This window comes from Rhodoferax bucti, from assembly GCF_005876985.1.
GTDB lineage: Bacteria > Pseudomonadota > Gammaproteobacteria > Burkholderiales > Burkholderiaceae_C > Allorhodoferax > Allorhodoferax bucti.
Genome location: NZ_VAHD01000001.1, coordinates 636,721 through 662,937 on the forward strand (window position 1 = coordinate 636,721; position 26,217 = coordinate 662,937).

At 62.7% G+C, this 26,217-nt stretch carries 28 protein-coding genes and 1 pseudogene; 11 read left to right on the plus strand and 18 right to left on the minus strand.

Annotation, left to right across the window (positions count from 1 at the left end):
- Window positions 1–5 precede the first annotated feature (5 nt).
- The 6 genes from FDM28_RS02995 to FDM28_RS03020 all read right to left on the minus strand — a co-directional run bounded on the left by FDM28_RS02995 (window position 6) and on the right by FDM28_RS03020 (window position 6,218).
- On the minus strand, window positions 6–1,028 hold the full coding sequence (locus tag FDM28_RS02995) for an SIS domain-containing protein (RefSeq protein WP_138512890.1): 1,023 nt from the start codon (window positions 1,026–1,028) through the stop codon (window positions 6–8).
- 19 nt (window positions 1,029–1,047) lie between these two features.
- Window positions 1,048–1,938: a glucosamine kinase nucleotide-binding domain-containing protein gene (locus FDM28_RS03000; protein WP_138512892.1), complete on the minus strand. Its 891-nt coding sequence runs from the start codon at window positions 1,936–1,938 to the stop codon at window positions 1,048–1,050.
- Entirely contained in the window at window positions 1,928–3,070 is a 1,143-nt protein-coding gene (locus FDM28_RS03005) for an ABC transporter ATP-binding protein (RefSeq protein WP_138512894.1), read from the minus strand. Before FDM28_RS03005 ends, FDM28_RS03000 begins: the two co-directional genes overlap by 11 nt.
- 12 nt (window positions 3,071–3,082) lie before the next feature.
- Window positions 3,083–3,937 carry a carbohydrate ABC transporter permease gene (locus FDM28_RS03010; RefSeq protein WP_138512896.1) on the minus strand — a complete coding sequence of 285 codons (855 nt, stop codon included), beginning with the start codon at window positions 3,935–3,937 and terminating at the stop codon, window positions 3,083–3,085.
- A gap of 8 nt (window positions 3,938–3,945) precedes the next feature.
- Window positions 3,946–4,860: a carbohydrate ABC transporter permease gene (locus FDM28_RS03015; protein WP_138512898.1), complete on the minus strand. Its 915-nt coding sequence runs from the start codon at window positions 4,858–4,860 to the stop codon at window positions 3,946–3,948.
- A 110-nt stretch (window positions 4,861–4,970) separates the two neighbouring features.
- Window positions 4,971–6,218 carry an ABC transporter substrate-binding protein gene (locus FDM28_RS03020; protein ID WP_138512900.1) on the minus strand — a complete coding sequence of 416 codons (1,248 nt, stop codon included), beginning with the start codon at window positions 6,216–6,218 and terminating at the stop codon, window positions 4,971–4,973.
- Window positions 6,219–6,487: 269 nt separating this feature from the next.
- Here FDM28_RS03020 and FDM28_RS03025 point away from each other — a divergent pair, with 269 nt between their 5' ends.
- From FDM28_RS03025 to FDM28_RS03035, 3 genes are read left to right on the plus strand one after another with little or no spacing between them, the layout of a single operon-like run.
- Window positions 6,488–7,750 carry an ABC transporter substrate-binding protein gene (locus FDM28_RS03025; RefSeq protein ID WP_206021901.1) on the plus strand — a complete coding sequence of 421 codons (1,263 nt, stop codon included), beginning with the start codon at window positions 6,488–6,490 and terminating at the stop codon, window positions 7,748–7,750.
- 16 nt (window positions 7,751–7,766) lie between these two features.
- On the plus strand, window positions 7,767–8,486 hold the full coding sequence (locus FDM28_RS03030; RefSeq protein WP_138512902.1) for a response regulator: 720 nt from the start codon (window positions 7,767–7,769) through the stop codon (window positions 8,484–8,486).
- The gene (locus tag FDM28_RS03035; RefSeq protein WP_138512904.1) at window positions 8,473–9,951 is read left to right on the plus strand and encodes an ATP-binding protein; all 1,479 of its coding nucleotides are present in this window, start codon (window positions 8,473–8,475) and stop codon (window positions 9,949–9,951) included. The genes FDM28_RS03030 and FDM28_RS03035 overlap by 14 nt, the downstream gene beginning before the upstream one ends.
- Before the next feature lie 75 nt (window positions 9,952–10,026).
- Here the strand turns inward: FDM28_RS03035 and FDM28_RS03040 are convergent, their stop codons facing one another.
- From FDM28_RS03040 to FDM28_RS03055, 4 genes are all read right to left on the minus strand, one after another.
- On the minus strand, window positions 10,027–10,323 hold the full coding sequence (locus tag FDM28_RS03040; protein ID WP_087495889.1) for an RNA recognition motif domain-containing protein: 297 nt from the start codon (window positions 10,321–10,323) through the stop codon (window positions 10,027–10,029).
- Between the two features lie 114 nt (window positions 10,324–10,437).
- Window positions 10,438–10,677 carry a hypothetical protein gene (locus FDM28_RS03045; RefSeq protein WP_240791880.1) on the minus strand — a complete coding sequence of 80 codons (240 nt, stop codon included), beginning with the start codon at window positions 10,675–10,677 and terminating at the stop codon, window positions 10,438–10,440.
- 340 nt (window positions 10,678–11,017) lie between these two features.
- Complete coding sequence (gene nagA, locus FDM28_RS03050; protein ID WP_138512906.1) at window positions 11,018–12,148, minus strand: N-acetylglucosamine-6-phosphate deacetylase; 1,131 nt, start codon at window positions 12,146–12,148, stop codon at window positions 11,018–11,020.
- Window positions 12,145–12,876 (minus strand): GntR family transcriptional regulator, encoded by a 732-nt coding sequence (locus FDM28_RS03055; RefSeq protein WP_138512908.1) that lies wholly within the window; start codon window positions 12,874–12,876, stop codon window positions 12,145–12,147. Before FDM28_RS03055 ends, nagA begins: the two co-directional genes overlap by 4 nt.
- Window positions 12,877–13,131: 255 nt before the next feature.
- Between FDM28_RS03055 and FDM28_RS03060 the strand changes: the two are divergent.
- The 4 genes and pseudogenes from FDM28_RS03060 to FDM28_RS03075 form a co-directional block, all read left to right on the plus strand.
- Window positions 13,132–13,362: pseudogene (locus FDM28_RS03060) on the plus strand (nuclease-related domain-containing protein); the annotation flags it as partial.
- Window positions 13,363–13,442: 80 nt separating this feature from the next.
- Window positions 13,443–14,288, plus strand: a complete 846-nt coding sequence (locus FDM28_RS03065; RefSeq protein ID WP_138512910.1) for a hypothetical protein — start codon at window positions 13,443–13,445, stop codon at window positions 14,286–14,288.
- Window positions 14,266–15,057 (plus strand): FRG domain-containing protein, encoded by a 792-nt coding sequence (locus FDM28_RS03070; protein WP_138512912.1) that lies wholly within the window; start codon window positions 14,266–14,268, stop codon window positions 15,055–15,057. The genes FDM28_RS03065 and FDM28_RS03070 overlap by 23 nt, the downstream gene beginning before the upstream one ends.
- 168 nt (window positions 15,058–15,225) lie before the next feature.
- A complete protein-coding gene (locus FDM28_RS03075) occupies window positions 15,226–16,650 on the plus strand; it encodes a DUF2130 domain-containing protein (RefSeq protein WP_138512914.1) in 1,425 nt (474 codons plus the stop codon).
- 84 nt (window positions 16,651–16,734) lie between these two features.
- On the opposite strand, the gene FDM28_RS03080 is transcribed toward FDM28_RS03075, so the two are convergent.
- From FDM28_RS03080 to FDM28_RS03095, 4 genes are all read right to left on the minus strand, one after another.
- Window positions 16,735–17,862: a Fic family protein gene (locus FDM28_RS03080; protein ID WP_138512916.1), complete on the minus strand. Its 1,128-nt coding sequence runs from the start codon at window positions 17,860–17,862 to the stop codon at window positions 16,735–16,737.
- A gap of 123 nt (window positions 17,863–17,985) precedes the next feature.
- Window positions 17,986–18,552, minus strand: a complete 567-nt coding sequence (locus FDM28_RS03085; protein ID WP_138512918.1) for a YdeI/OmpD-associated family protein — start codon at window positions 18,550–18,552, stop codon at window positions 17,986–17,988.
- Window positions 18,553–18,586: 34 nt separating this feature from the next.
- Window positions 18,587–19,936 carry a type II toxin-antitoxin system HipA family toxin YjjJ gene (gene yjjJ / locus FDM28_RS03090; RefSeq protein ID WP_138512920.1) on the minus strand — a complete coding sequence of 450 codons (1,350 nt, stop codon included), beginning with the start codon at window positions 19,934–19,936 and terminating at the stop codon, window positions 18,587–18,589.
- An 86-nt stretch (window positions 19,937–20,022) separates the two neighbouring features.
- A complete protein-coding gene (locus FDM28_RS03095) occupies window positions 20,023–20,490 on the minus strand; it encodes a CreA family protein (RefSeq protein WP_138512922.1) in 468 nt (155 codons plus the stop codon).
- Between the two features lie 129 nt (window positions 20,491–20,619).
- Between FDM28_RS03095 and FDM28_RS03100 the strand changes: the two genes are divergently transcribed.
- Window positions 20,620–20,838 (plus strand): VOC family protein, encoded by a 219-nt coding sequence (locus FDM28_RS03100; RefSeq protein WP_420853002.1) that lies wholly within the window; start codon window positions 20,620–20,622, stop codon window positions 20,836–20,838.
- A 17-nt stretch (window positions 20,839–20,855) separates the two neighbouring features.
- Window positions 20,856–21,251 (plus strand): VOC family protein, encoded by a 396-nt coding sequence (locus tag FDM28_RS03105; protein ID WP_138512924.1) that lies wholly within the window; start codon window positions 20,856–20,858, stop codon window positions 21,249–21,251.
- 50 nt (window positions 21,252–21,301) lie between these two features.
- Here the strand turns inward: FDM28_RS03105 and FDM28_RS03110 are convergent, their stop codons facing one another.
- Window positions 21,302–21,979 carry a pyridoxamine 5'-phosphate oxidase family protein gene (locus FDM28_RS03110; RefSeq protein WP_138512926.1) on the minus strand — a complete coding sequence of 226 codons (678 nt, stop codon included), beginning with the start codon at window positions 21,977–21,979 and terminating at the stop codon, window positions 21,302–21,304.
- Window positions 21,980–22,081: 102 nt separating this feature from the next.
- Between FDM28_RS03110 and pdxR the strand changes: the two genes are divergently transcribed.
- Complete coding sequence (gene pdxR / locus FDM28_RS03115) at window positions 22,082–23,545, plus strand: MocR-like pyridoxine biosynthesis transcription factor PdxR (protein ID WP_138512928.1); 1,464 nt, start codon at window positions 22,082–22,084, stop codon at window positions 23,543–23,545.
- Here pdxR and FDM28_RS03120 read toward each other — a convergent pair.
- Together FDM28_RS03120 and FDM28_RS03125 are read right to left on the minus strand one after the other, a co-directional pair.
- On the minus strand, window positions 23,542–24,228 hold the full coding sequence (locus FDM28_RS03120) for a dienelactone hydrolase family protein (protein WP_138512930.1): 687 nt from the start codon (window positions 24,226–24,228) through the stop codon (window positions 23,542–23,544). The two genes, pdxR and FDM28_RS03120, sit on opposite strands and share 4 nt — an antisense overlap.
- 81 nt (window positions 24,229–24,309) lie before the next feature.
- Window positions 24,310–24,774, minus strand: a complete 465-nt coding sequence (locus FDM28_RS03125; protein ID WP_138512932.1) for a DUF2798 domain-containing protein — start codon at window positions 24,772–24,774, stop codon at window positions 24,310–24,312.
- 69 nt (window positions 24,775–24,843) lie between these two features.
- Between FDM28_RS03125 and FDM28_RS03130 the strand changes: the two genes are divergently transcribed.
- Window positions 24,844–25,338 carry a MarR family winged helix-turn-helix transcriptional regulator gene (locus FDM28_RS03130; RefSeq protein WP_138512934.1) on the plus strand — a complete coding sequence of 165 codons (495 nt, stop codon included), beginning with the start codon at window positions 24,844–24,846 and terminating at the stop codon, window positions 25,336–25,338.
- Here the strand turns inward: FDM28_RS03130 and FDM28_RS03135 are convergent.
- Window positions 25,310–26,155 (minus strand): BRO-N domain-containing protein, encoded by an 846-nt coding sequence (locus FDM28_RS03135; protein WP_138512936.1) that lies wholly within the window; start codon window positions 26,153–26,155, stop codon window positions 25,310–25,312. The genes FDM28_RS03130 and FDM28_RS03135 overlap by 29 nt on opposite strands.
- Window positions 26,156–26,217: the final 62 nt, after the last annotated feature.

Genomic DNA, 26,217 nt, shown 5'->3' on the forward strand with positions numbered 1-26,217 from the left:
CCAGTTTATCGGGTGCTTGTGACTTTCGAGAGATGGGGCGGCTGGTCCGGGTCCAGCCCCCGTGCGCGGGCCACGGCTTCCACCAGCAAGTAAAAACTCTGGATGGCGGTGATCGGGTCCAGGTCCTCCTGCGGCGCGGTGGCCAAGGTGAGGTCCCGCTCTGCCACATCGGCCGGCGCGGCCAGCAACACCCGTGCGCCACGGCCGCGCATCTCGGCGGCGAGGGCAATCAGGCTGGGCTGGGCCGGGCCACGCAGGGCGAAGATCAACATGGGGTAGTTGTCGTTCACCAGCGCCATGGGGCCGTGTTTGACCTCGGCCCCGCTGAAGGCCTCGGCCTGGATGCCGCAGGTCTCCTTGAACTTGAGAGCAGCCTCCTGCGCAATCGCCAGACCCGGGCCGCGCCCAATCACCATGAGCTGGCTGGCGGTGCGCAAAGGCTCTACTGCAGCGCTCCAATCCTGCTGACAAGCCTCGTCCAGCGCCGCAGGCAGTGTCTTGAGCGCATCGAGTAAGTCCGCATGCGCGCCCCAGTGGCTGGCCAGCCGTGCACCGGCTACCAGACCACAAATAAAACTCTTGGTGGCCGCCACACTTTTCTCAGGGCCGGCGTGCAAGGGCATAGCCCAATCCACCGCCTGCGCCAGGGGCGAGCTGATGTCATTCACCAGTGCCACCGTGGTCGCCCCGGCTTTTTCAAACACCTGCATGGGCTCATACAAATCGGGGCTGCGGCCGGACTGCGAGATGGACACGGCCAGCACCCGCTGCCGCGCCATCGGCGCCTTGTACAGAGTGAGCAGCGACATGGGCAGCGAGGTCACCAGCTGCCCGGTGCGCGACATCACCAGGTAGGCGAAGTAGGCGGCCGCGTGGTCCGAGCTGCCACGGGCAATCGTCACCGCACCCTGGGGCGGCAAAGCCCGCAGAGCGGCTCCCAGCGCGGCATAGCGACCTTCATCGCCCGCCAGTTGTTGCGCCACCTGGCGCGCCGAGGACAAGGCCTCTTGCAACATCAATGTTGTCATTCCGGAATCTCTTTTCATGTCATTGCATACACAGGGTCAGGGCGCCGTCCATGGCGTCACCCTGCGGTGGCACCACACACGTACCCACCAAAGCACTGAGCCGAGGCGCCAGTCGCTGCCCCACGCTGCCGGCCACCACCAAGGGCAGCGTGTGGGTAGGGTCCACGGCACGGGCCAATGCTTCAAGCTGGTGCAGGGCCCGCTCCAGCAGCCGGGCGGCGTCAGGGTCGGACGCCTCGAGCGAAAAAATCAGGGGCGTGAGGCTGGCGTACTCGCCTTGCCCCGCCGCGCCACACCAGGCCAACAAGGCCTCGGGCGTGCCACCGGTGGCTTGCAATACGGCGCGCGTCAGAGGCCCCGGCAAAGCACGGCCGTCCAGCGCGCGTTGGGTAAGGTTGATGGCTTGCAGGCCCAAGTCGGCACCGCTGCCCTCATCACCACTCGGGAAGCCCCAACCACCGCTGGTGCGGCGCTGCCCGTCCGGCAGCAAGGCCAGGCCCACCGCACCGGTGCCTACGATGACCAACGCACCCGGGTGCCCGCCATGCGCACCCAGCAGCGCCGTGACCGCATCGGACTCCAGCTTCAAGGTGGCATAGCCCGGATCGGCGGCCAGACACTCGGCATGCCATGCCGCATTGTTGGCCCCGGCCAAGCCCAGCCCCAAAGCACAGTTGGCCGGCACCGGCTGCGGCCAGCCGGCTTGCAAGCGGCCCTCCGTCGCTTGGGTAACAGCTTGCGTAATATGGCGCCAGGCCTGCGCAATGCCCTGGGTCAGGCCCGAGGCACCGGCCTTGCCTTCGCCCACCACCACGCCGCTGCGATGCACCACCCGCGCACGGGTACTGGTGCCGCCGCCATCAATGCCAATGGCGTAATGGATGTGAGGCGGCAGCGACTCAACGCGCATGGGCCGAGCGCATGTTGCCGGGGTTCAGGCGGGTACAGGCCGTGCCGTCGGCACGGAAAAGGTACAAGGCTGAGGGGGCCGCACGCACGATGACCGAATCGCCCAAGCGCACTTCGGCATTGCCGTCACCGCGCACGATCAGCTCTTGCCCGTCGTCCATCTTGAGGTACAGCAGGTTGGACTCGCCCAGGTGCTCCACCAACGTGATCTCGGCGTCCAGCGCCGTGTCATCAGCCCCTGGTGCCACACCAGCGGGTAGCACTTCGCAGTGCTCGGGGCGCAGGCCCACTTCCACCGTCTCGCCGACCTGCAGTTGCGAGGCATCCACCGTAGCCAGCACCTTGCTGCCATTACTCAGTTGCAGGCGTGCACCCGCCTCCAGCACCTCGATCACGCGGGCCGGCAGCAGGTTGATGGTGGGCGAGCCAATGAAGGTCGCCACAAAACGGTTGGCGGGCTGCTGGTACAGCGTAAGCGGCGTGCCCGCTTGCTGCACATGGCCTTCGCTAAGCACCACGATCTTGTCGCCCAAGGTCATGGCTTCCACCTGGTCGTGCGTCACATAGACCATGGTGGCGCCCAGGTCGCGGTGCAGGCGGGCCAGCTCGATGCGGGTCTTGGCGCGCAGCGCAGCATCCAAGTTGGAGAGCGGCTCGTCAAACAAAAACAGTCGTGGCTCCCGCACGATGGCGCGGCCAATGGCCACGCGCTGGCGCTGCCCACCGGAGAGCTCACGGGGCAGGCGCTCCAGCAGGTGGTCGATGTGCAGCACCTTGGCAGCGTCGCGCACCCGCTTGTCGATGTCGGCCTTGTTGGCGCCGTGGATTTTGAGCCCGAAAGACATGTTGCGGTACACCGTCATGTGCGGGTAGAGCGCATAGCTCTGGAACACCATGGCGATGCCGCGCTCGGCAGGCGGCAGGTCGTTGACCAGGTCCTCGCCGATGCGCAGCTCGCCACTGCTGATGTCTTCAAGCCCGCAGAGCACGCGCAACAAGGTGGACTTGCCGCAGCCACTGGGGCCGACCAGCACCACCAGTTCGCCGTGCTCGATTTCGAGGTTGATGTTGTGCAGCACCGGCTCGTTGTTGCCGTAGCGCTTGCTGATGTTTTGAAGGGAAACGCTTGCCATGGTGGTTCTGCTTTACTTGACGGCGCCCGCGGTGATGCCGCGGATCAGTTGACGGGAGAAGAGGGCGTAGAGGGTGACCACCGGCACGATGGCCAGCGAGAGCGAGGCCAGCACGGCGTTCCAGTCGGTGGCGTACTGCCCCACAAACTGTTGAATACCCAGGGTGATGGTCTGCGTCTTGTCCGACGGCGCCAGGATGAGCGGGAACCACAGGTCATTCCAGATCGGCACCATAGTGAACACCGCTACGGTGGCAATGGCCGGGCGGATCAGCGGCACCACTACTTGGAAGAAGATGCGGAACTCGTCGATGCCGTCGCAGCGCGCGGCGTCTTTGAGCTCACCGGGCACCTGCCCCATGAACTCCGACAGGATCATGATGGCCAGCGGCAAGCCCTGCGCCACGTACACCAGCACCAGTGCGGTGAGGGTGTTCACCAGGTTCAGCTCCACCATCAGCTGGAGGATGGACACCGTACCCAGGCGGATAGGCACCATGATGCCAAAGGCAAAAAAGAACTTCAGCCAGCGGTTGCCCTTGAAGCGGTATTCCGACAAGCCCCAGGCCGCCATGGCCCCGAAAAGCAGGATGAAAAACAGCGACGCAATCGTGACGATAAAGCTGTTGCCGAAGTACATGAGCACGTCGGAGCGGCCCAGCACCTTGGAGTAACCGATGAGCGAAAACGTCTCGGGCGTGGGCCAGGCCAGTGGGTCGTTGAAGATGGCGTCACGGCTTTTGAACGAGTTCATGAACACCAGCAGGATGGGCAGCAGTGCCAGCAGCAAGTAGCCAATGAGGGTCAGGTGCACAAACACGCGGCTGGGCGCGAAGGGCAGAGATTTGGAGGTAGAAATGTTTGCCATCAGCGGCCTCACATGGCAAAGCGCTGCAGCTTGCGCTGCACCGCGAGGAAGTAAATGGCCACGCCCACCAGAATCACCAGGAACATGAGGGTGGCCACGGCCGCGCCCATGGTCGGGCTGGCCACTTGCGACTGGTAGCCGAAGAAGGTGCGGTAGAACAGCGTGCCCAGAATGTCGGTGCTGTAGTTAGGGCCCGCCACTGCGCCCTTGACCGTGTAGATCAGGTCAAACGCATTGAAGTTGGCCACAAAGGTCAGGATGGTCACCAGCCCCAGCGTGGGCAAAATGAGCGGCAGGCGAATCTGCCAGAAGATGCGCCAGGGCGAGGCGCCTTCCACCACAGCGGCTTCGATGATGTCCTCCGGAATCGCAATCAGCGCGGCGTAGATCAGCATCATGGGCACGCCGATGTATTGCCACACCGACATCAGCGACACGGTGATCAGCGCCGAGCTCTCCAGCCCCAGCCAGGGAGCGAACCAGTCGCCCAAGCCCACCAGAGACAGCAGCCGCTCGGAAACACCCCACAACGGTGACAGGATGAGCTGCCACACAAAACCGATGATCACCACCGACAAGAGCGTGGGCAAGAAAAATACGGTGCGGTAGGTAGCCGCAAAGCGCACATTGCGCAGCGACAGCAGCGCCGCCAGCAGCAGGCCCACCGGGTTTTGCACCAGCATGTGGATGGCGAAGAACTTGAGGTTGTTGGCCATCGCATTCCAGAAGCTGGTCGACCACTGCGGGTCGCTCAGGATGGTGGTGTAGTTCGCCAGGCCGGCAAAGCTGCGGGCACCGGTGTCGTCTGCGGTGTACAACCCCAAACGCAGGGTATCGATCAGCGGCAAGGCGCTAAAGGTGGCGTAGATCAGCAGTGCCGGGGCGATAAACACCAGCACCCGCCAGGAAAAGCCGAGTTTCATGGAAGACCTTGTTGGTCAAAGAGACAAAGGAGAACGGGGGAGCGGCGATTGGAGGGGCGCCGCAAGGAGTGCAAGCCACCGGCCTGCACTCCTGACTCACACGCCAGTGCTTACTTGGCGGGGGCGTACCACTTGGCAAAGCCGGTCTGGATTTGCGCAGCAGCGTCCTTGGGCGCCATCTTTCCGTTCATGACCTGGGAGTTCACGTTCCAGAACTCGTTTTCCATGCTCGGGGTGCCGCGGCTCATGATCTGGGCGTTCAGGCGAATGGTGCTCTTGCACTGGTTGCGCCAGCCGATCATTTCCTTGGCCACAGGGTTCTTCACATCAATCGCGTGGTTGGAGAGCGAGAAGAAGCCCGTCACCTTGTTGGTGTACAGGTCGGCAAACTCTTTGCTGGCCAGCCAGTTCAGGAAGACTTGGGCATCTGCCTTGTTCTTGCTCTTGCTGTTCACGCCCATGGCGATGTCGGTGTGGTCCGAGATGTAGCAAGGGTCACCGGCCTTGGCCACGGGCGGCTTGAAGGCGCCGAACTCGACTTTGCTGTTGCCTTCAAAGTAGGAGATGTCCCAGGAACCCGCGGGGTAGATGGCAGCACGGCCGCTGCCGAACAGGTTTTGGGAATCGCCGTAGGTCTGAGCCTGGTAACCCTTGGGCAAGTAGTTGGCCCACTTGGCCATCACGTCCCAGGTTTTCACGAACTCGGGGTCGGTGAACTTCTTCTTGCCGGCGATCAGTGCTTTGCGACCTTCTTCACCCTTCCAGTAGTTCGGGCCGATGCCGGTGTACACGATCTGGTGGGTTTCCCACTGGTCGGCGGTGCCCATGGCAATCGGAGCGACCTTGCCAGCGGCCTTGACCTTGTCCAGCACATTGAAGAAGTCGGCTTCGGTCACGGGCGGGTTCAGGCCCAGCTCGGCAAACACCTTCTTGTTGTAGAAGAAACCGTGGATCACAGACGCCATGGGCACGCAGTAGGTGTCCCGTCCGTCATCGGTCTGCCACGCCACTTGGGCGGACTCGGGGAAGTTCTTCAGGGCCGCATTGCCGTTGAGCTTGTCCAGATGGCCCTTCTTGTACAGGTCCAGCGACACGTCAAACGGGCGGCAGGTCACCAGGTCACCTGCGGTGCCGGCGGTCAGGCGGGCGTTCAGGGCAGAGTTGTACTCAGGGGGCGCGGTGGGCGCGAACTTGACGGTAATGCCGGGGTGGGCTTTGTAGAAGGCGGGCAGCAGCACGTCTTCCCACAAACCTTTGTCATCGACACGCCAGCTCTCAATGGTGAGCGTACCGGCACCTGCAAAGCTGCTGCAAACCAGCGCTGCCGCGGCGGCGGCCATGCGAAGGGGTTGGGACATGGAATCTCCTGATCATTGGTTACATGAAACTGCCAGCTCCGTGCATCGCGGTAGCCGTGCAGTGGGGCGGAGGTTATGCTGTGACCCCTGTAATATCAAACCGCATCAGGCGGGCCCGATTACAAACATAAGTCGTTGATTCCATTGAATTTTTTCGCCATGCACCGCACCTGCGCATTACGCTTTATTACCTGCCGCACGGCCTCCACGGAGGCTGCTGGCAAGGGTGCAGACGGGCAGGCATACACAACATTACAAATCGACAGGAAATGAAAGGTTTCGCCCGCCTCGCCACCCTGCTGCTGTGTTGCCTGACCCTGCACAGCGCGCAGGCACAACCCGTGGGTGTGCCCATGGACGTGCTGCACTGGTGGACCTCGGCCAGCGAGCGCAAGGCGGCCGACCAGCTGGCCCTGCAACTGGCACAAGCCGGTGTGCAGTGGAAGGACGCGGCCATTCCCGGGGGCGGTGGCATGGCGGCGGTCAAAGTGCTCAAAAGCCGGGTGCTCATGGGCGACCCGCCGGACGTGGCCCAACTCATAGGCACCACCCTCACGGATTGGGCCGACATCGGCTTGGTGATGCCGCTCAACGCGGTGGCGCAGCGCCAGCGCTGGTCGCAGGTCTTGTTTCCCACGGTGCTCGAGCTGGTCACCTACAAGGGCGATGTGATTGCCGCGCCGCTGGGCATTCAGCGCATCAACACCCTGCTCTACAACCGCAAGGTCTTCGGCAGGCTCAACCTCAGCCCGCCGCGCAGCTGGGCCGAGTTTGAAATGACGGCCCGCAAGCTCCAAGCCAAAGGCATACGGCCCCTGGCCTGGAGCGACGAGCCCTGGCAAATTTCCACCGTATTTGAGACGGTGCTGCTGGGCGACGCCGGCCCTGCGCTGTACCGCGAGCTCATCGTGCAGCGCAAGAGCAGCGCCTGGATGGACGCCCGCGTGGAGCGCGCCCTGCAACGCCTGCGCTGGCTGCGCGCCCTGGCCACCGATGCCCCTGTGGAGCGCCCCTGGACCGAGAGCACCCGCGAGCTTATGGCTGATAACGCCGGCATGATGATCATGGGCGACTGGGCCAAGGGCGAGCTCATGGCCTGGGGCGCCAGCCCGGTACGCGACTTCGGCTGCGCCGTGGTGCCCGGCACCGAAAACATGCACCTCTACAGCATCGACACGCTGGCCATGCTGGTCAGTGCCCGCCCACGCGAAGCCGCGCAAGAGAAGATGGCCGAGGTCGTGGTGGGGCAGACAGCGCAACTGGCCTACAACCGCATCAAAGGCGCGGTGCCGGTGCGCCGCGACATTGACCCTGCGGCCCTCGACAGCTGCGCCCGCGACTCCTGGGAAACCTTTGCCAATGTGCGCAACGCCCGCGTGCCCAGCCTGGCCCACCGCATGGCGGCCGATGAAGCCATCAAAGACGCCGTGGCCCAAACCCTGTGGCGCTACTTGACCGACCCCCGCATGGAAGCCGCCGAAGCCCAGCGCCGCCTGGCCTCCGTGATCCGCGCCCCCAGCGCCGAACGCTAACCCGCACGACCAGCCCATGACCCGCACCCTGCTTGTCGTTGACGACGACCAAAAAACCCGCAACCTGCTCAAGACCTACCTCGAGAAGCACCAGTACGAAGTGCGCGTCGCCCACGACGGCGCCAGCTTCAATGCCGAGTTCGAGCGCTTCAAGGACGAGCTGAGCCTGGTCATCCTGGATGTGATGCTGCCCGACACCGATGGCTTCACCCTGTGCCGCAGCGTGCGCAGCCAGTCGCCGGTGCCCATCATCATGCTCACCGCCAGTGCAGACGACACCGACCGCATCGTCGGGTTGGAGCTGGGCGCGGACGACTACATCGCCAAGCCCTACAACCCGCGCGAGCTGCTGGCCCGCATCAAGGCCATCCACCGCCGCATGCAGGTGGGTGCGCCCGGTGCGCCGGTGCGGTTTTTGAAGTTCGCCGGCTTCAGCATGGACGTGGTCGAGCGCGTGCTCACCGACGCACAAGGCGAGCCGGTGGTGCTCACCAGCATGGACTTCAACCTGCTGCGCTTTTTTGCCGAGCACGCCGGCGAAACGCTGGACCGTGCCCGCCTGATGGAGCAAACCCGTGGCCGCGACCTGGGCCCCCTGGACCGCTCGCTGGACGTGCAGGTGAGCCGCCTGCGCCAGCGCCTGAATGACGACGGCAAGCAGCCCGTGCTGATCAAAACCGTGCGCGGCAGCGGCTACGTGTTTTCTGCCGATGTGACGGCCCATGCCGAACCCTGAGCGCCGCCGCTGGACGCGGCGCTACCTGCCCGACAGCCTGTTGGGCCGCATTGTGGTGGTCATGGCGCTGGGCGTCATCAGCGCGCAGCTGGTGGGCACCTTGCTGTGGGCACGGCAGTTGCGCGAGAGTGCGCGGGCCGAGGCCCTGAGTGCCGGCCATGCGATTGCGCTGAATGCGGCAGGCTCCATCCGCTTCTTTCGCGACCTGCCGCCGCAGTTCCGCCCCATCCTCATCGAGCAGCTACGCACCATGGGCGGCACCCGCTTTTTCATCAACGTGAACAAAGCCCGGGTGCCGGTACAACCGGTGCAAAACAACGCCTTGGTGGACACGGTGGTCGAGGCCATGCAGGGCGACCTCACCCGCAATCTGGCGGGCGGCACCCAGCCCCCCAGCGTGGCCTTTGCCTGGCCCGAGACGCTGCAGGTGTCCGACGACGGGCGCATGGTGCGCGACCTGCCGGACTCGTGGGTGGAAGCCACCCTGCTGCTGCGCCCCCGCCCCGCGCCGGTGCTGGTCATCCAGGCCGAATTTGAGCCGGGCCGCTGGCTGTACCTGGCCACCACCATGCCCGACCCCTACTTTCTGGAGAACGCCAACCCCCTCACCTGGGACCGCGTGGCCCTGCAGCTGGTGACGCTGCTGACCGCCCTGGTGATCAGCGTGCTGCTGGTGCGCGGGCTCATACGCCCGCTGAACAAAATTGCCTCGGCCGCCAATGCCTTTGGTAGCGACACCGCGCCCGAGAGCGTGCCCGAAACCGGCACCGCCGAGCTGCGCCGCACCGCCCGCGCCTTCAATGAAATGCAGGCCCGCATTCAAGGCTACCTGGTGGACCGGGAGCGGCTGTTCCTCGGCATTTCGCACGGGCTCAAAACACCCATCATGCGGCTCAAGTTGCGCACCGAACTGCTGGACGACGATACCCTGCGCGCCGAGTTCCACGAAGACTTGGACGACCTCGATGTGATGGTCAAAGCCGCACTGCAAAGCGTGAAAGACACCGACATCCACGAGAACCTCACCCCCGTGCGGCTGGACACCCTGCTCGCCCGCCTGGCGCAACGCCCCATTCACCCCGACGCCACCATCGAATGCACGGCAGAGCCGGTGAGCGTGCTGGGCAAACCGCTGGCGCTGGAGCGCGCCCTAAGCAACCTGCTGGACAACGCGGTGCTCTATGGCGAGCGGGTGCAGGTGCGCCTGAGCCTGCAAGGCAGCCGCGCGCTGGTGGAGGTGCGCGACTTCGGGCCCGGCATTGCGCAGGCCAGCATGTCGGCGGCGTTTGAGCCCCATGTGCGCCTGAGCCACGGCCAGCAGCAAAACCGCACCGGCACTGGCTTGGGGCTAGGCATTGCGCGCAACATCATCCAAGCCCACGGCGGCGAGATCCGGCTGCACAACCACGCCGAGGGCGGGCTGGTGGTGACGGTGCTGCTGGCGGCGTTGCCGGCGGAAGCCTGAGCAGCCCCCACACGCGACACACCAAACGCAAAAAAGCCGGCTACCAGAGCCGGCTTTTTTGTGGGCGTTGAGCGCTTAGTAGCTGCTACGGCCACCACGGTAGCCGTCCGAGCTGCCGCGGTCTTCACGCGGGCGGGCCAGGTTGACCACGATAGAGCGGCCATCAACCGATTGGCCGTTCAAACCGTCAATGGCGGCTTGGGCAAATGCGGGAGTGCTCATTTCCACAAAGGCAAAGCCTTTGGAACGGCCGGTGTCGCGGTCCATCATGACCTTGGCGGAAGTGACTTCACCGAACTCGGAGAAGTTGCTCTGCAAGCTGTCGTCGGTGACGGAGTAGGGCAGATTGCCCACGTAAATTTTGCTGCTCATGGTGAGCCTTTCAGTGAGTGCGCTGTCAGCCCGGGTGGCTGGGGTGCGCGGGGTTGCTGCCTTTGCGGGCGGCGGAAATGGGGTGATGTGGGTGGCTGCGTGCGCCGGCTTGCTTCAGCAGGCTTGCGGGCGCGGTGCGCCTGCTTCCAGCCAGCCTTGGGTAATGGCGTACACACGGGCGGCTTCGCGGGAGACGAACTCGCAGTCGAAGTTGAAGATGCGGCAATAAGCGCCCTTGCTTTGGGCGCGCTGCACGGCGATGGAGGCGCGGTACAAACCGTTGCTGGTTTCTTGCGTTGCGGGCGAAACAATGTAGTTGCCCATGGGGATAGCGGATTCGAAATTCTGATTCATGAAAAGGGAGAGGTGCGGGCCACGTTGTAAGGCCGGCTTGAGCAAAAAGAGATTCGGTTGGCTGCTGCTCTGCAGATCAACGCGGTCGACAGGTGTCGAATAAACCGGAGACCAGCGGCAAGAAACGCTTCTTGGCGGCTTCCGTGGAACGGGGTGTGTCGGGGTAGCACCGTGTTCCTGCGTTAAATTATATCCATAAGCAAATAAAAGTCAATCCCTTTATTACTACTGAATATAAAAGGTGGTTTTGAGCCCGGGTGCGGTGCGCGCCTCGGTAGGCGATGCCAAGGAAAGTGTGTCTAAAGCCCTCAAGCGCACGTAGAGTCTGCGCGAGCAGCTCCTATTTCAATAGCACTTCGTTGCCTTCGACGCATACCGCCTGCACCTGCAAGTCGCGGTTGAGCACCACCGCATCGGCCCAGGCGCCGGGCTGCAGGCGGCCCCGGTCGGATAAGCCCATGTGGTCGGCAGCATAGGTGGACACGCGGCAGCTCGCGTCTGCCAGGCTCAGGCCGAGTGTGGTGACGAGGTTGCGCAGCGCCTGGTCCATGCTGAGCACCGAGCCGGCCAGCGTGCCATCGGCCAGGCGCACACCGCCCATGCACTTGGTGACGGTGTGGCGGCCCAGCTTGTAGTCGCCATCGGGCATGCCGGCAGCCGAGGTGGAGTCGGTCACGCAATACAGCTTGGGTATCGCGCGCAGCGCCGCGTGGATGGCGCCGGGGTGCACATGCAGCAGGTCGGGGATGACCTCGGCAAACTCGGCATGCGCCAGCGCCGCCCCCACCATGCCGGGCTCACGATGGTGCAGGGCCGACATGGCGTTAAACAAATGGGTAAAGCCCGTAGCCCCGCAGCGCAGCGCAGCCACGCCCTGCTCGTAACTACCGGTGGTGTGGCCCAGCTGCACTTTGAAACCCTCGGCCACCAGCTGCGCAATCAGCGCCTCGTTACCACCCACCTCGGGCGCCAGCGTGATCAGGCGGATAGGCGCGAGCGCATGCAGGCGGTGGATTTCGTCAAAGCTGGCCGGCCGTGCAAATGGCGGCTGTGCGCCCAAGCGCGCCTCGCTGATGTAGGGCCCCTCCAGGTGCACACCCAGCACCCGGGCGGCGTTGGGCGCAGGCGCGGCGCACAAGGGCGCGAGTGCGGCAAAGGCGGCATCCAGATCGCTTTGCGGCGCGGTCATGGTGGTGGCCAAGAGTGAAGTGGTGCCGTGCTGCGCATGCAGACGCGCCACGTGCCAGGCAGCGTCGCCGCCTTCCATGATGTCGTGCCCCGCGCCGCCGTGCACATGCAGGTCAATAAAGCCGGGCAGCACGATGGGCGCACTGCTCTCGCGCACTTGGGCCTCGCTCACCGGCTCGCCGGTGATAGCGGCAATGCGGCCGTCTGCGCCCAGGTGCAGGCTGCCGTGCACAAAGCCGGCGGGGGTGAGGATGTGGCCTTGCAAAGAAGTGCGTGCGCTCATGGGGTGCTCCGGAGTTCGGCCACAAAGGCGTAGTAGTCGCTGCGGCAATAGGTTTGGGTGACTTCGATGGCGGCGCCATCTGCGGCGTGGGCCACGCGGCTCACCCACAAGAGCGCGGCGCCTTCGGGCACCTGCAGGTGGGTAGCAATGCCGGCCATGGCATTGATGGCGCGCAGGTGCTGCACCGCGCGCACGGGGGCGGCGCCACTGCGGGCCAGGTGCAGGTAGAGCGAGCCGTCCAGCTCCTGCGGGCGGGGCAGCACGCTCAGGGGCAGCGCGCTGTGCTCGTAGGCCATGGGCACGCCATCGGCCAGGCGCAAGCGCAGCAGGCGTGCCACCTTGGCACCGCGCGGCAGGCCTAGCGCCTCACGCTCGGGCACGGTGGCTACGCCGGACTCGCGGGTGATCCACTGGCTGGCCGGCACATAGCCGCGCTGGCGCAGCTCCTCTGAAAAACTGGCGAGCTTGCTGGTGGGCTGCTCGATGCGCGGCGCAATGAAGTTGCCCGAGCCATGGCGGCGCACCACCAGGCCCTGCTCCACCAGCACGTCAATCGCCTTGCGCGCGGTGATGCGCGACACGCCCAGCGACTCGCACAGCACCCGCTCGGAAGGCAGCGCCTGGTCCACCCGGTAAGTGCCGGCGCGAATGTCCGCCGTAAGCTGGCGGGCCAGCTGCACATACAGCGGGGAGGTGTCTTCAGGGCTGGGGGATAAGGCGGCGGGCACGGGGGTTTGGGGAGAGGTACAGTGGTCTTATTTATATTACCACTTTAGTACCAGTTTGGCATTCACTCAAGCTGTTATGCGCCGCCACGGAGCGTATTGCTATCAATTCAGAAGCTGCTTGCGCACATTCGGCGGGCGCTAGAGACTAATTTTTCACAAAACATGGAATTTGAAAGCGCGAATCACTGGAACTTGTGCTTTTAAGCGGGCATGATGGCGGCCATCTAAAAAAAGCATTCAGGGTGGCAGGTTTTCATGGCGACATTGATTCCGGCAATGAGTTCGTGCGTTTCACGCATGACAGGTGGCGAACGCAGGGTGGCCGAGCGGCTGGAGCAAAAGCTCGATGACGACTACCTGCTCTGGTACGACGTGCCCATGGGCCCGCGCAATACCCACCCCGACTTTTGTGTGCTGCACCCCCCGCCCCGCCGGGGCCTGCTAGTGCCTAGGCAAAAGCATTGGACGCTCAGCAAGATCTCGCAATTCGATAAGAAAAATGTTCTCGACTGCGCTCTCGCGACTTGAACATCAAGCATTAACAAAGCGTTTTATAAGGGATGGCAATGGCTCTAAAGCACAAGAAGTATTTTCTATTCAGAGTGAAGTTCATCAGAGATCATCAAAAAGACATACTTGACGATGGTGCTAGCCCAGAGGATATATTCCTCCAAGCAATTAATGAAAAGCCCTCGACAAAACTCAAAAGAGGTGCGGAGTGGAAGCTTTCTAATATTGAACAAATTGGCACAAACGGAGGAGTATTCGCAGTTGGCAGAATATCCCAGGCAAGCACGGATAGATTTGACTTTCAAACAGATGAGTTTGTAGAAGCAACCGACTATCAAGGACCGTTTTCGACCATTTATTTTGACAGAACAATAGGTGTTGTTGCAATTGAAGACAAGAGCAAAGTCAACTCTAAAGTCGATGCTACTGCTAAAAGATTGAATGATCTTCTAGATTCAACAGATTCCGTTAAACGACGCAAAGTCAAATGCATCGTAGACGCGATAAATGATCCGCAAGGATTCATTCAAAAACTGCGAAAAAGCACTCACATCCTTAAATTTAGGGCAACATTTACAGGACCAAACCCCATTGACGCCGACGCCTTGTTTCAAAAGCCATTAGAGGTGTATGCCTTGGCAACGAAGGCTGACAAAGGTGCAATTGAGGTTGCCGGATCAAATCTAGACAAAGAAGTTCTTATCGATGTAACAAGATCCAATGCAGCAACCGGAAACACAGTGACTGCACGCATCGAAACTCATGGTGTTATTGAAACCATTCCTTTAAAAGGGGTGCGCGCAAACTTCAGCGTACGAACTCCAGAAGAAAGTCGAGTTGTTTTTAATCAGATGCGAGAAAGATACGAACAGGTTCGCTATGAAACACGTGACGATAAATAGCATCGATGAGCTACTCAAAATAGTCAACTCTTATCCGAACAACTTCGCCTTTCGTGGACAGGCCAACTTCAACTGGGGTTTACAAAGCACCCTCGAAAGAATGGTTCCCCAACACGACAAAAGAAAAGGTTTTGAAGAATATTCCTTGGAGCAATTTCGCTCCAAATTCAAAATTTACTCCAGAGACATGGAGGTGCCAGAAAAGAAACTTTCATGGCTTTCTCTCATGCAGCACCATGGTGTTCCTACACGACTGCTAGACTTCACTACTAGCCCGTACATTGCGCTTTACTTCGCCATCGAGAGCCTCATCCCTATCCCAGGTGAAAGTCTTGCACTATATGCAATCGACTACACAGAGCTAGTCGAAAGATCTTGCGAATACGTAGTGGCTAGGGATTTGAGTTTTGAAACGTATTCCGGTAGCAAAAATTTCTATAAAAAATGCGAGGAAGCTTTTGAAAAGATCTTAGACAATCGTTCTCATGATGTACTTTGGTTTGTTGATCCAGTTCAACTAAACAACCGACTTGAACAACAGGCAGGCACATTTTTAATCTCCGGATCATTCGACAAGTCAATTGAAGAATTGTTGAATCTAGAGATTTACAGTGAAGTGCACATGGACAAGATATGCATCTCTCACGAGTTTTATAAAAATATTTATGCTCTTCTGCGTAAAGTGAACATTGGGCCCAAGAATATATACGGCGATCTACACGGCCTAGCGATGGACATTCAATTAGGAATGAAGGTATATAACCTTTAAGCTGACTAACGCAAACTAACAGTTTCCAGTTGACGCGTCACGACATAGCTAAGTGAGAACCTATGTGCGTCCAGTTCTAAGACATCGTATCCACTACGTTTTTGGTAGCTGCTTACGCACACTCCACAAGGGCTACAGCCCTATTCAATCGATAAACATCCACTCCCCATGCACGAAATCATCTGCCCCCACTGCAGCAAAGCCTTCAAGATCGACGAGGCGGGGTATGCCGACATCCTCAAGCAGGTGCGCGATGGCGAGTTTGAGCAAGCTTTGCACGAGCGCCTCGAATTGGCCGAGCGCGAAAAGCGCGACGCGATTGCCTTGGCTAAGGCCGAGGTGACCAATGCGCTGCAAAAGGCTGCGGCTACCAAAGACACCGAGATTCAGGCGCTGAAGGCCCAGCTGGACGCGGGCGAGGTGGCGCGCAAGCTGGCGGTCACCGAGGCCTTGGGCACCGTGAGCAAAGAGCGCGATGCGCTGGCCAACGAGCTGAAGAACGAATTGGAAAAGGCCCGCAACGCGCAGCAAGCCGCAGCCCAGTTGGCCGAGGCCAAGCTGGCCCACGCGCTGCAGGCGGAGGCCGCCAAAAAGGACGCCGAGATTCAGGCGCTGCAAGCCAAGCTGGCGGCCAGCGATGTGGCGCGCCAATTGGCGGTGACAGAGGCCGTGAACCAAGCCGTGGGCGTGGTGGCCCAGGAGCGCGATGCCTTGAGGAGCGACCTCAGCCTCATCACCGTCAAAAACCAGCTGGAAGAGAAAGCCATCAAGGAGCAATTCGCCTTGCAGTTGCGCGACCGCGAAGGCGAGATTGAGCGCCTGCGCGACATGAAGGCGCGGCTATCCACCAAGATGGTGGGCGAGACGCTGGAGCAGCACTGCGAGATTGAGTTCAACCGCATTCGTGCGGCGGCCTTTCAGCGCGCGCATTTTGAAAAAGACAACGACGCGCGCACCGGTAGCAAGGGCGACTACATTTTTCGTGAGGCGGACGAGCACGGCACCGAGGTCGTTTCCATCATGTTCGAGATGAAAAACGAGAGCGACGAAACCGCCACCAAGAAGCGGAACGAAGACTTTCTGAGAGAGCTGGACAAGGACCGCACCGAGAAGGCGTGCGAGTACGCGGTGCTGGTGTCCCTGCTGGAGCCGGAGAGCGAGCTGTACAACAGCGGCATCGTGGATGTGTCGCACCGCTACCCCAAGATGTATGTGGTGCGGCCGCAGTTCTTTGTGCCGCTGATCACGCTCTTGCGCAATGCGGCGCTCAACTCGTTGAAGTACAAGTCCGAGCTGGCGATGGTGCGCTCGCAGAACGTGGACATCACCAAGTTTGAGACGCAGCTGGACGAATTCAAAACAGCATTCGGCCGCAACTGGCGCCTGGCCTCTGAGGGCTTTGAAGAAGCCGTGAAGCGCATTGACGAAGCCATCAAGGACCTGGAGAAAACCAAGGAAGCGCTGCACAAGTCCGCCAACAACCTTCGCCTGGCCAACGACAAGGCCGACGATCTGACGATCAAAAAGCTCACCCGCGGCAACCCCACGATGGCGGCCAAGTTTGCGGAGTTGCAGGGGCCTGGCGCTGATTGAGCTTGGGTTCCTAAATTTTGATTCGCGCGGTGAATTGCTCTGTTTTTTATAGCTGTTTGCGCTTATCCCACAAGCGCTATGGCCCTATTTGGCCAATATATACGCCGTACTGCGCCCCCCGCCCTCCAGCCTGGCCAGCACACCGCGCGCCAGCATGTCGTTGATGTCGCGCAGCGCTGTGTCTGCAGAGCATTTGCCAATGGCCGCCCACTTGGCGTTGGTGAGCTTGCCCTCCATGCCGTCTAGCACTTTGTTCAACACCAGCGTTTGCCGCGCGTTCATGGGCGTGCCCGCCCAGCGCTGCCAGAACTGGGCTTTGTCAAGCACACCGCCCAGCAAGCCATCGGCGCCCTGCACGGCCCGCAGCAGACAGGCCAAAAACCAATCCAGCCACGGCGTGACATCCAGCGTGCCGCGTTGGGTGGCTTCCAGCTGGTCGTAATACTGTTTGCGCTCGCGCTGTATCTGGGCACTGAGGCTGTAGAAGCGCTGTGCCGTACCTTCGGCGCGCGCCAGCGCCATGTCGCCCACAGCACGGCTGATCCGGCCATTGCCGTCGTCAAACGGGTACAGGGTAACAAGCCACAGGTGGGCCAGGCCAGCGTGGATAAGTGCGTCGCCCGCAGGGGCGGCGTTGAACCATTGCAAGAAGGCAGCCGTCTCTGCGGGCAGTGCATTGGCGGGCGGGGCCTCAAAGTGCACCTTTTCGCGGCCCACGGGGCCTGACACCACTTGCATAGGGCCTGCGGCATCGTTACGCCACGCACCCACCTGGATGCGCACCCGGCCGCTGTAGCCGGTGGGGAACAGCGCCGCATGCCAGCCAAACAGGCGCTCGGCCGTAAGCGGCTGGGCGTGCTGCTGGGTGGCGTCTAGCACCATGTCCACCACGCCATCTACATGTCGGTCGGCGGGCGCCAGCGCACCGATGTCCACCCCCAGCCTACGGGCAATCGACGAGCGCACGGCGTCCAGGTTGAGCGCCTCGCCTTCGATGGCGCTGGTGGTGATGACTTCTTGGGTGAGGGCTTGCAGCGTGGCCTGGTCGCGTTGCGCCAGCCCCAGCTCAGCCATGCGCCCCGCCAGGTGGCCCTGCGCGCGGTGCACCTGCGCTAGCGGCGCGGCCAGCGCAGCCGCGTCAAACCGCCACTGCGGCCAGTCGGGACGCTGCCAGATATAAGTGCGACGGGGTTGGAACTTGTGGGGGTGCATGCGGCGATTATGCGCCTCATTCACCGCATTAAATGCGGCAAATAATAGGGCTATTCACCGCAAGACTCAGCCGCATTGCTGAAAATACGCCTCATTTTTTGAGGCGCATGGCCCCGCACACGGTCACAGACTCTCGCCCCGCCCCAGCTTTGCCAATATCTCCGCCATCCGCTTCTGCCGCGTCTCCGGCCGCTTGGCGCTGGTGAGCCGGTAGTAGATGGTGAACAGTTGCTGGCGCTTGAGCGTGCCGTAGAAGGCCAGGGCAGCTGGGTCTTGCTGCAGCGCCGCCAAGAAGTCTTCGGGTATCTCCATGGTGGCGCTACCGGCGTAGGCACTGGCCCAGCGGCCGTCGGCGCGGGCGGCCTCTACCTGCGCCAGGCCGGGGGCTTGCATCAACCCCTGTGCAATCAGGCGCTCGGCGTGCTGCACGTTCTTTTGCGACCAGCTGGAGCGCGCGCGGCGCGGCGTCATGCGCTGCAGAAACGCGGTGTCGTCCAGCGCGTTGCGCACGCCGTCGATCCAACCCCAGGCGAGGGCGGCGACCACACAGTCGCCCCACGTCACGCTGGGCAGGCCGGCGCCCTTCTTGTAGATGCGCACCCACAGCTCGGGCTCACTGGCGTGGTTGGCCTGCAGCCACGCGTGGAGTTGTGCGGGTGATTCGAATGTGTGGTGAACCTTGTTGCTCATGTTTTGATAGCTGCTTGCGCAATTTCCATAAGCGCTAGCGGCTGATATGACTTAGATTTTCCACAGCTATTTGCCTGAAGCCGGTGGAGATACGCACATCCGCACTTGCCGCCTCCCAGAAGCTGCGGGCCAGGGCGAGGGCCTGCGGCCACTCGGGCAGGGTGGCGGCGGTGGGATGCAGGGGGCGGTCGGCAAAGTTGCGAGGCACCAGCTCGCCGCCCACGGGGGCGTAGAGCATGGGCAGCATGTCGTAGGCGGGGGCCAAGGCCCAATCGTCGCCATCGAGCAACAAGGAGATGTTGCCGTAGTGGCGGTCGGTGTTGGCAATCAGCTCGCCGAAGGCCTCCAGTAGGCGCAGGGTGCGCGCATCGGCCGGTCGCAGCAAGCCGCGCTCTTGCATGCGGTTGGCGGTGGCGGCCCAGTTGTCCATGGCACCTACGTACTCGGCGTCGTACACCATGAGCGACACCATGCCGATGCGCCCCAGCCCCTGCGGATTGGCGGCGTTGATGGGCGTGCGGTCAAACCGCTCCACCTCCAGAAACACGCGGCCCGCGCCGGTGCTGATGCGGCTGGCGGCGGCGGCAATGCCCGCGCTGGCCAAGGTTTGCAGGGCCAGGTGTTCGCAGACCAGCAGGTCGCGGGTGCGCTGGTCGGTGGGGGCGTCGCCTGCGGGCGAGAACTTGACCAGCACGTGCCGGGCGGCACCCCCTTCACCCACGATCGTGCAGAACTTGGGCTGCTCGCCACCGGCGGATGAGCCGCCCATACTGCCTTGCATGGCCGCGTCGGCCAAGGCCGGGTAGTCCACGGATGACGCCACGCGGCTGGCGCGCTGGGGCAAGCTGTGAAAGCGGGCAAACGCGGCCTCGCCCACCACCAGGTTGCCGGGCAGGTCGTCGCCACACAGGGCCAGAGCGCGCAGCACGTCGTCGTCGCTCCAGAAGCGGGGGTCGTTGCCCAGCTGCAGCTCAGGGTGGGTGCTGGCAAAGGTGCGGCCCATGAAGCCCTGGGGGCGCATGTCGTCCAGAAACCAGGGCAGGCCGTCGAAGCGCTTGGAGAGGCCGTCTTCTTCATCCACCCACACCGCGCCGCTGGCCAGCGGCACCATGCGCCCGAACGGGCCGGGCTGGCCCTGTGCGTTGATGCGCATGATGGGCACACTGCGCCCCACGTCGCGCACGGTGCGCGGGAGCACATAACGCTGCTTGCGGGCGGCACCCACTTTTTGCACCTCGCCCGCCTGAATGAGCGGGGCCAGCGCGCGCGAGACGGTGGGCTGGCTCACCCCTAGCGCCGCTTGCAGCTCGGCACTGCTGAGCGCCCCGCCCTGACGGCGCAGGGCTTGCAAGATGCTGGCAGAGAGGTCCGGGGCAGTGGGCATGAATGATTATATGAATAGATTTATTTTTATAAATCTTATTTTTAATCAATCACTTAACACTCTATATGAATAGATTTTTATAACTATTACTTCACCGGAATGGGCAACTCCGCCGGCACCGGCACGGCGGTCACGCTGTTTTTGGGGCTGCCATCGATGATCTTGTCGGAGTACACCAAGTAGACGAGGGTGTTGCGCTTCACGTCCACCATGCGCACCACGCGCACATGCTTGAAGAGGAAGGAGGCGCTGGCCTTGAACACTTCGTCTTGCTTGTCGATCTTCTCTTTGAAGCTGATGGGGCCCACCTGGCGGCAGGCCACTGCGGCGTCAGACGTGTCTTCGGCCAAGCCCAGCGCACCGGCGTAGCCCCCGGTTTTGGCGTGCGACAGGTAGCAAGCCACGCCGTTGACCGCCGGGTCGTCAAACACATCGACTACCACCTTGTCGTTGGGGCTGAGCAGTTTGAAGGTGGTGCTGACGGTGCCAACAGTCTCGGCGCTGGCGGTGAGTGCAAGGCTGCTGAGCAGCAGCGCGACAAGTGCTTGTTTCATGGTGAACTCTCGGGGTAAAAATGGGGCGGGTGCAGCATTGTGTGCCCATGAACCCGAAAGGAAACCTTGCCATGCAACTCGGCTACACCATCCTCTACGTGCCCGACGTACCGGCCACGCTCACTTTCTATGAAGCAGCTGGGCAAGAACTCGCAGGCCGCCAGCCCCACCGCACCCTGCTTTGAGATTGCGCTGTGCACGCCCGATGTGGCCGACGCACTGGAGCGCGCCGTGGCTGCCGGAGCCACCCCCATGCGCCCGCTCGAGGTAATGCCCTGGGGCCAGACAATTGCCTATGTGGCCGATATCAACGGTTTTTTGGTAGAGCTGTGCACGCCCATGGCGTGACCTAAAGGAGCGCAATCATGTTCAGCCACGTCATCCTTGGAGTTAACAACCTTGAAACCTCGCGCGCGTTTTACGACGCCGTGCTTGGCACACTGGGCATGAAGCCCGGCGCCTACAACCACAACGGCGAAGCGGGGCGCTACTTTTACCGCAGCCCCACGGGCCTGTTTGGCATCACCACGCCCATCAACGGCGAGCCGGCCACCCACGGCAACGGCAGCACCACCGGCTTTTCAATGGCGTCGCCGGAGCAGGCCGATGCCTTCCACGCAGCCGGCCTGGCCCATGGCGGCACCACCTGCGAAAACCCGCCCGGCTGGCGCGAGGGCCCCTCCGGCCCGCTGTACCTGGCCTACCTGCGCGACCCGGACGGCAACAAGCTCTGCGCGCTGTACCGCAAGCCTAAGGCGTGAGCGCTACGGTTTTGATAGCTGCTGGCGCACGTTCCATGCGCGCCAGAGCACTAATTGGCCCAGTTTTGCACGTAGTCCGGCGCGGGCACGCTGCATAGCGCATCGGGCACCGGCGCCAAGCGCAGGCTGGCCAGGGGCAGCACGCCGGCCCACACGGGCAGGTGCAGGTCGTCCGTGTCGTCGTTGGGGCCGCCGCTGCGCACTTTGCAGGCGGCCTCAGCCAGGCTGATGCGCATCACCGTGGTGGCAGCCAGCTCTTTGCTGCTGCCGGGGCGGGCCTGCTGCTCGCGCCCGGGGGCCAAGTGGCGCATGAAGGCGTCCAGCGCGGCGGCTTTGTCGTCCACCTTTTCAAACTGGCCGTAGACCATGGCCGAGCGGTAGTTCATGGAGTGGTGAAACGCCGAGCGCGCGAGCACCAGGCCGTCGATGTGCGTCACCGTCACACAGGCCTGCGTGCCCTTGGCCAGCAGCTTGATGAGCCGCCCGCCGTTGGAGCCGTGGATGTAGAGGTGCTCGCCCTCGCGCCAGCAGGCGGTGGGAATGCAGTGGGTGCCCTTGTCGTCCACAAACGCCACGTGGCACACATAGGCGGCGTCCAGCACGGCGTGCAGGGTGTCGCGTTGGTAGTCGGCGTTCTCGGCAATGCGGCGGATACGCGTGCGGTCGGTGGGCGCCTTAGAGGCGGTTGCGGCGGTTGCGGCGGTTGCGGGCTTGGGGGTAGCAGTCATGGCAGCACAGTGGTTGGAATGGCCGCAATGTAGGTTTTTTGTGGCTCTAAATTAAGATCCACCCATGCACTATTTTTTAGTGCCATTGTTTTGAGGGTTTGTGTGGACTACCAACTGTTGTTCTCCCGCTTTGCGGCGCTGCCGGCGCATGCCCCCTGGTCGCGGCAGCGGCAGCTGCATGAGTGTTTGCGCAGCGCCATTCGCAATGGCACGCTGAGTGCCGGCGCCCGGCTGCCTGCCACGCGCACGCTGGCGCAAGAGCTGGGTGTGTCGCGCAACACGGTGCTGTATGCCTACGACCAGCTCAGCACCGAGGGCTTTGTGCAGCCCGGCCAGCGCGGCACGGTGGTGGCCGGGCTGGCTGCACGCGTGGCCCCGCCGGCCGCTCCGGGCCACTCGCCCCTGCGCGCAAGCCTGTCGCGCCGCGCCCAAAGCGTGCCCACCCGCGATGCACCCGAGACCCCGGCCGCCTTTGCGCCCGGCGTGCCGGCGCTCAAGGAGTTTCCAGTAACGCTGTGGCGCCGCCTGCTGGACCGCGCCTGGCGCAGCCTGCGCACCGAGCAGCTCAACTACGCGCCGCACCACGGCGAGCCCGCCCTGCGCGAGGCCATTGCCAACCACCTACGCGTGGCCCGCGGCGCCCGCCTGGAGGCCAGCCAGGTCTTCATCACCGATGGCACCCAAGGCAGCCTGGCCTTGTGCGCACAGGCCTTCGCCGATGCAGGCGACAAGGTGTGGATCGAGAGCCCCGGCTACCAGGGCGCGCTGGCCGCCTTCAAGGCAGCGCAACTCAAACCCGTGGGCATGGTGGTGGATGACGAGGGCATGGCCCCCACCGCCGCCGACTGGCAGCGCCACCCGCCGAAGCTGATTTACGTGACGCCCTCGCACCAGTACCCCACCGGCAGCGTGCTGAGCCTGCCACGGCGGCTGGACCTGATCGCCCACGCGCGCGCGGCGCAGGCCCTGATCATTGAAGACGATTACGACAGCGAGTTCCGCCACGACGGGCCGCCGCTCTCGTGCATGCAAGGCCTGGAGGCGGATGCGCCGGTGCTCTACCTAGGCACGTTCAGCAAGACCATGTTTCCGGCACTGCGGCTGGGCTTTGTGGTGGTGCCGGCGGTATGGGTGGCGCCTTTGAGTGCCATGCTCTCGCGCACCGCGCCGCGCGGGCGGGCAGCCGACCAGCTGGCGCTGGCCGAGTTCATGCAGAGCGGACAGTTCAGCCTGCACCTGCGTCGCATGCGCCGGCTCTACCGCCAGCGGCGCGATGCCCTGGTGGCGGCGCTGGAGCAACAGCTGGGCGATGTGGCCGCGGTGCACGGGGGCTCGGCCGGCATTCACCTCGCGCTGCGCCTGCGCGACCCGCATGCCGACGATGCGGCCATGAGCCAGCAGCTGCGCGCACTGGGCATCGTGGCCCCCGCACTCAGCACCCAAGCCGTGGGCCAGCGGGTGCAGCCGTGGCGGGGCTTTTTGCTGGGCTACGCGCAGGTGCAGGTGGAGCAGATGCCTGCGCTGGTGGCCACGCTGGCCGGTGTGGTGAAGCGGGCGCGCGCTTAGCCGAGGTGCTTGCCGAAGAAACGCAAGGTGCGGTCCCACGCCTGCTGGGCCCACACGGGGTCGTACTGCGTGGCGGCCAGGCGGCCGGTACCAACCGCGGTTTCGTTCGCAAAGGCGTGGTGGGCCAGGTAGCGGTGGAACTCGTAGTCCACACCCGCCGCGGTGAGCTTGGCTTCTAGGCCGTCCACCGTCTCAATCTTGAAGAACTGGTCTTGCGTGGCCCAGTGGCCTTGCAGGGGGATCTTGATGTTGCTGGCGTCGATGTAGTCCAGCGGCGGGCAGCCGTACCAGACCACAGCGGCGTCCAGCTCGGGGGAGCCAGCGGCCAACAGGGTCAGCGCGCCGCCCATGCAAAAACCGGTGAGGCCGACCTTGGGCGCACGGGCCTTGAGGAACTGCACGGCACCGCGAATGTCTTGCCCCGCAGCGTCGCCAAAGTCCAAGCCGGTCATGAGGTGGTGGGCTTCCTCCTCTTCCACCGTGGCTTTGCCGCGGTACAGGTCGGGCACCAGCGCCTGAAAGCCGGCAGTGGCCAGGCGGTCGGCCACGCCCTTGATCTGGTCATTCAGACCCCACCATTCCTGGATGACGACGATGGCCGGTGCATTGGCAATGGCCGGCTCGGCCAGGTAGCCCTGCACGGCTTTGCCATCCGGGCGGTTAAAGGTAACGATGCTTCCCATGCGGTGCTCCTCAGTGGTGATGTGTTGCGCGGTATTGTGGGCATACCGCGCAGCCGAGGGCAGCGTGGGGGTTTTGCGCTGTTAGGCGGTAGCGGCGCGGGCGATGCGAGCCCGCTTCATCTGGTCCATTTTGGGCTTCATATAAAAGCCCATGAACAAGCCGATCAGCAAGCCCACCGGCAGCGAACGGCTGAACGCGCGCCACCAAAACGCAGGCCAAGTGGCGTCCAAGGGGTTGTTCAAGGTGGAGATGGCAGCGGCCAGCAAGCTCTCAATCAACAAGGCACCCAGCAGGGACACGGCGAGCTTGAGCCGATTGCCTTGCAGCTTGGGCGCCCACACGGCGAGCAGCTTTTCTACCTGCGCAAGGCACAACAGGATGAGCGGCAAAAAGACCACGCTGGTTGCAAAGTTGCGCGCCCAAGTGGCCAGAAACGGGGTACCGGGCTGGGCATTCGCCCAGGTCATGAAAGCGCTGAGCAGCAAGGCCACGGTGGGCAGGATGAACAGGGGAGGCGGAATTTTGCGGAAGGCGGAGATGGACATGAAGAGAGCAGTTGGTTGACAATATCAACATTCTAGAACTTATAGTTGATTAAGTCAACCAAATACGCCATGCAGCCCTCACCCCCCCCGTCCAACCCGGCAGACGCTTCTGTGGTGAGCGGCTTTGTCGCCCTGATGACGATTGCCGGCCGGGCGCAGCAGTTGCTCAAAACCCGCATGCAAGACCAAGCAGTAGCGGGACTGGGGCCTTTGCACATGCACGCGCTGTGCCTGTGCCAGCAGCAGCCCGGGGCGCCGCAGCAGGTGCTGGTGCAGGCACTGGGCCGCGACAAGGGCCAGATGGCCCGCCTGATTCGCGACCTGGAAGACCACGGCCTGCTCACCCGCAGCACCGACGAGCGCGACCGCCGCGTTTGGCGCCTGTACCTCACCCCGGACGGCGAAGCCCGGTGCGCCTGGTTTACCGCGCTGGAAGCCCAGGTCGCCCACGACCTGATGGCGCACCTGAGCCCCGACGACAGCGCCCAGTTGAACCGGGTGCTGCAGTCGGTGCAGGGGCGGGTGGATGGGCTGGCTACGGCTTCGGAGTCTTCAGCTTCTTGACGGATGCGGGTGCCAGGTAGTTGTGGCCTGACACCACCGGCTTGCCGGTTTTGCCCTCCAACTGCTGGCGTGCTTGCTTGGCAATACCGCCACCAGCTTGGGCAGCTTGCGTGTTTTCCGGCATGCCGGTGGCATTCATGGTTTCGGCAATCTGGCGGGTGGACAGCTCTGCCAATGCCGTGAAGATGAGCTCGGCCTCGATCATGTGATCACGCAAGTTGTGGCTGCTCAGGCCTTTGACGGCCTTGTGCTCCTTGACGGTCACGCCGCTCCACTCGGAGTGGATGATGTTGGTGAGGATGGCGAACTCTTGCCCCGCCTTGATGTCGTGCTCGCGCCAGTAATCAGTGAGCTTGTTACGGGTCTCTTGCCCGGTCATGCGCTGGGCAATCCATTTGTCGCTGCGACCATGTTGCTGCCAGGTTTGGCGGGCACGGTTTAACGACAGTGCGGGGTCTGCCATCTCCTGCATGCGCTCGTAGCCCACTTTGGCGAGCCAGAGCTTGATCGGTTCGGCTTTCGGACTGGGAACAGATTGCACCAACCGCAACAAGGTTTGGGCGGTTGCGACGTCGGTGAGGTAGTTTTTGCCATCCGCAGCCGGTAATTTCAGTCGGTGACAATTTGTCACCGACTCGCTGCCTTCTTTGCCTAAGCGCTCTTTGAGTTTGTTCCAGTATTTACGGGCAGTTTGATAGTCGGTTTGCTGCGTCAGCACCTGCACCACATCCACCACCGAAAACCACCATGTCTCGGTCGCTTCGTCATAGACGCGGCGGATGGATTGGCCATCGAAATCAGTCGGCAAGATTTTCATACCATCTCCTTGCAAGAGGCCTGTGTGTTGAATGACGCCAAGAAATACTGTATTTTTACACA

Excerpts from the sequence above, each read along its gene's own strand:
- FDM28_RS02995 (WP_138512890.1), bottom strand. The coding sequence starts at position 1,028 with ATGACAACATTGATGTTGCAAGAGGCCTTGTCCTCGGCGCGCCAGGTG.
- FDM28_RS03000 (WP_138512892.1), bottom strand. The coding sequence starts at position 1,938 with ATGCGCGTTGAGTCGCTGCCGCCTCACATCCATTACGCCATTGGCATT.
- FDM28_RS03005 (WP_138512894.1), bottom strand. The coding sequence starts at position 3,070 with ATGGCAAGCGTTTCCCTTCAAAACATCAGCAAGCGCTACGGCAACAAC.
- FDM28_RS03010 (WP_138512896.1), bottom strand. The coding sequence starts at position 3,937 with ATGGCAAACATTTCTACCTCCAAATCTCTGCCCTTCGCGCCCAGCCGC.
- FDM28_RS03015 (WP_138512898.1), bottom strand. The coding sequence starts at position 4,860 with ATGAAACTCGGCTTTTCCTGGCGGGTGCTGGTGTTTATCGCCCCGGCA.
- FDM28_RS03020 (WP_138512900.1), bottom strand. The coding sequence starts at position 6,218 with ATGTCCCAACCCCTTCGCATGGCCGCCGCCGCGGCAGCGCTGGTTTGC.
- FDM28_RS03025 (WP_206021901.1), top strand. The coding sequence starts at position 6,488 with ATGAAAGGTTTCGCCCGCCTCGCCACCCTGCTGCTGTGTTGCCTGACC.
- FDM28_RS03030 (WP_138512902.1), top strand. The coding sequence starts at position 7,767 with ATGACCCGCACCCTGCTTGTCGTTGACGACGACCAAAAAACCCGCAAC.
- FDM28_RS03035 (WP_138512904.1), top strand. The coding sequence starts at position 8,473 with ATGCCGAACCCTGAGCGCCGCCGCTGGACGCGGCGCTACCTGCCCGAC.
- FDM28_RS03040 (WP_087495889.1), bottom strand. The coding sequence starts at position 10,323 with ATGAGCAGCAAAATTTACGTGGGCAATCTGCCCTACTCCGTCACCGAC.
- FDM28_RS03045 (WP_240791880.1), bottom strand. The coding sequence starts at position 10,677 with ATGAATCAGAATTTCGAATCCGCTATCCCCATGGGCAACTACATTGTT.
- nagA (WP_138512906.1), bottom strand. The coding sequence starts at position 12,148 with ATGAGCGCACGCACTTCTTTGCAAGGCCACATCCTCACCCCCGCCGGC.
- FDM28_RS03065 (WP_138512910.1), top strand. The coding sequence starts at position 13,443 with ATGGCTCTAAAGCACAAGAAGTATTTTCTATTCAGAGTGAAGTTCATC.
- FDM28_RS03070 (WP_138512912.1), top strand. The coding sequence starts at position 14,266 with ATGAAACACGTGACGATAAATAGCATCGATGAGCTACTCAAAATAGTC.
- FDM28_RS03075 (WP_138512914.1), top strand. The coding sequence starts at position 15,226 with ATGCACGAAATCATCTGCCCCCACTGCAGCAAAGCCTTCAAGATCGAC.
- FDM28_RS03080 (WP_138512916.1), bottom strand. The coding sequence starts at position 17,862 with ATGCACCCCCACAAGTTCCAACCCCGTCGCACTTATATCTGGCAGCGT.
- FDM28_RS03085 (WP_138512918.1), bottom strand. The coding sequence starts at position 18,552 with ATGAGCAACAAGGTTCACCACACATTCGAATCACCCGCACAACTCCAC.
- yjjJ (WP_138512920.1), bottom strand. The coding sequence starts at position 19,936 with ATGCCCACTGCCCCGGACCTCTCTGCCAGCATCTTGCAAGCCCTGCGC.
- FDM28_RS03095 (WP_138512922.1), bottom strand. The coding sequence starts at position 20,490 with ATGAAACAAGCACTTGTCGCGCTGCTGCTCAGCAGCCTTGCACTCACC.
- FDM28_RS03100 (WP_420853002.1), top strand. The coding sequence starts at position 20,620 with ATGAAGCAGCTGGGCAAGAACTCGCAGGCCGCCAGCCCCACCGCACCC.
- FDM28_RS03105 (WP_138512924.1), top strand. The coding sequence starts at position 20,856 with ATGTTCAGCCACGTCATCCTTGGAGTTAACAACCTTGAAACCTCGCGC.
- FDM28_RS03110 (WP_138512926.1), bottom strand. The coding sequence starts at position 21,979 with ATGACTGCTACCCCCAAGCCCGCAACCGCCGCAACCGCCGCAACCGCC.
- FDM28_RS03120 (WP_138512930.1), bottom strand. The coding sequence starts at position 24,228 with ATGGGAAGCATCGTTACCTTTAACCGCCCGGATGGCAAAGCCGTGCAG.
- FDM28_RS03125 (WP_138512932.1), bottom strand. The coding sequence starts at position 24,774 with ATGTCCATCTCCGCCTTCCGCAAAATTCCGCCTCCCCTGTTCATCCTG.
- FDM28_RS03130 (WP_138512934.1), top strand. The coding sequence starts at position 24,844 with ATGCAGCCCTCACCCCCCCCGTCCAACCCGGCAGACGCTTCTGTGGTG.
- FDM28_RS03135 (WP_138512936.1), bottom strand. The coding sequence starts at position 26,155 with ATGAAAATCTTGCCGACTGATTTCGATGGCCAATCCATCCGCCGCGTC.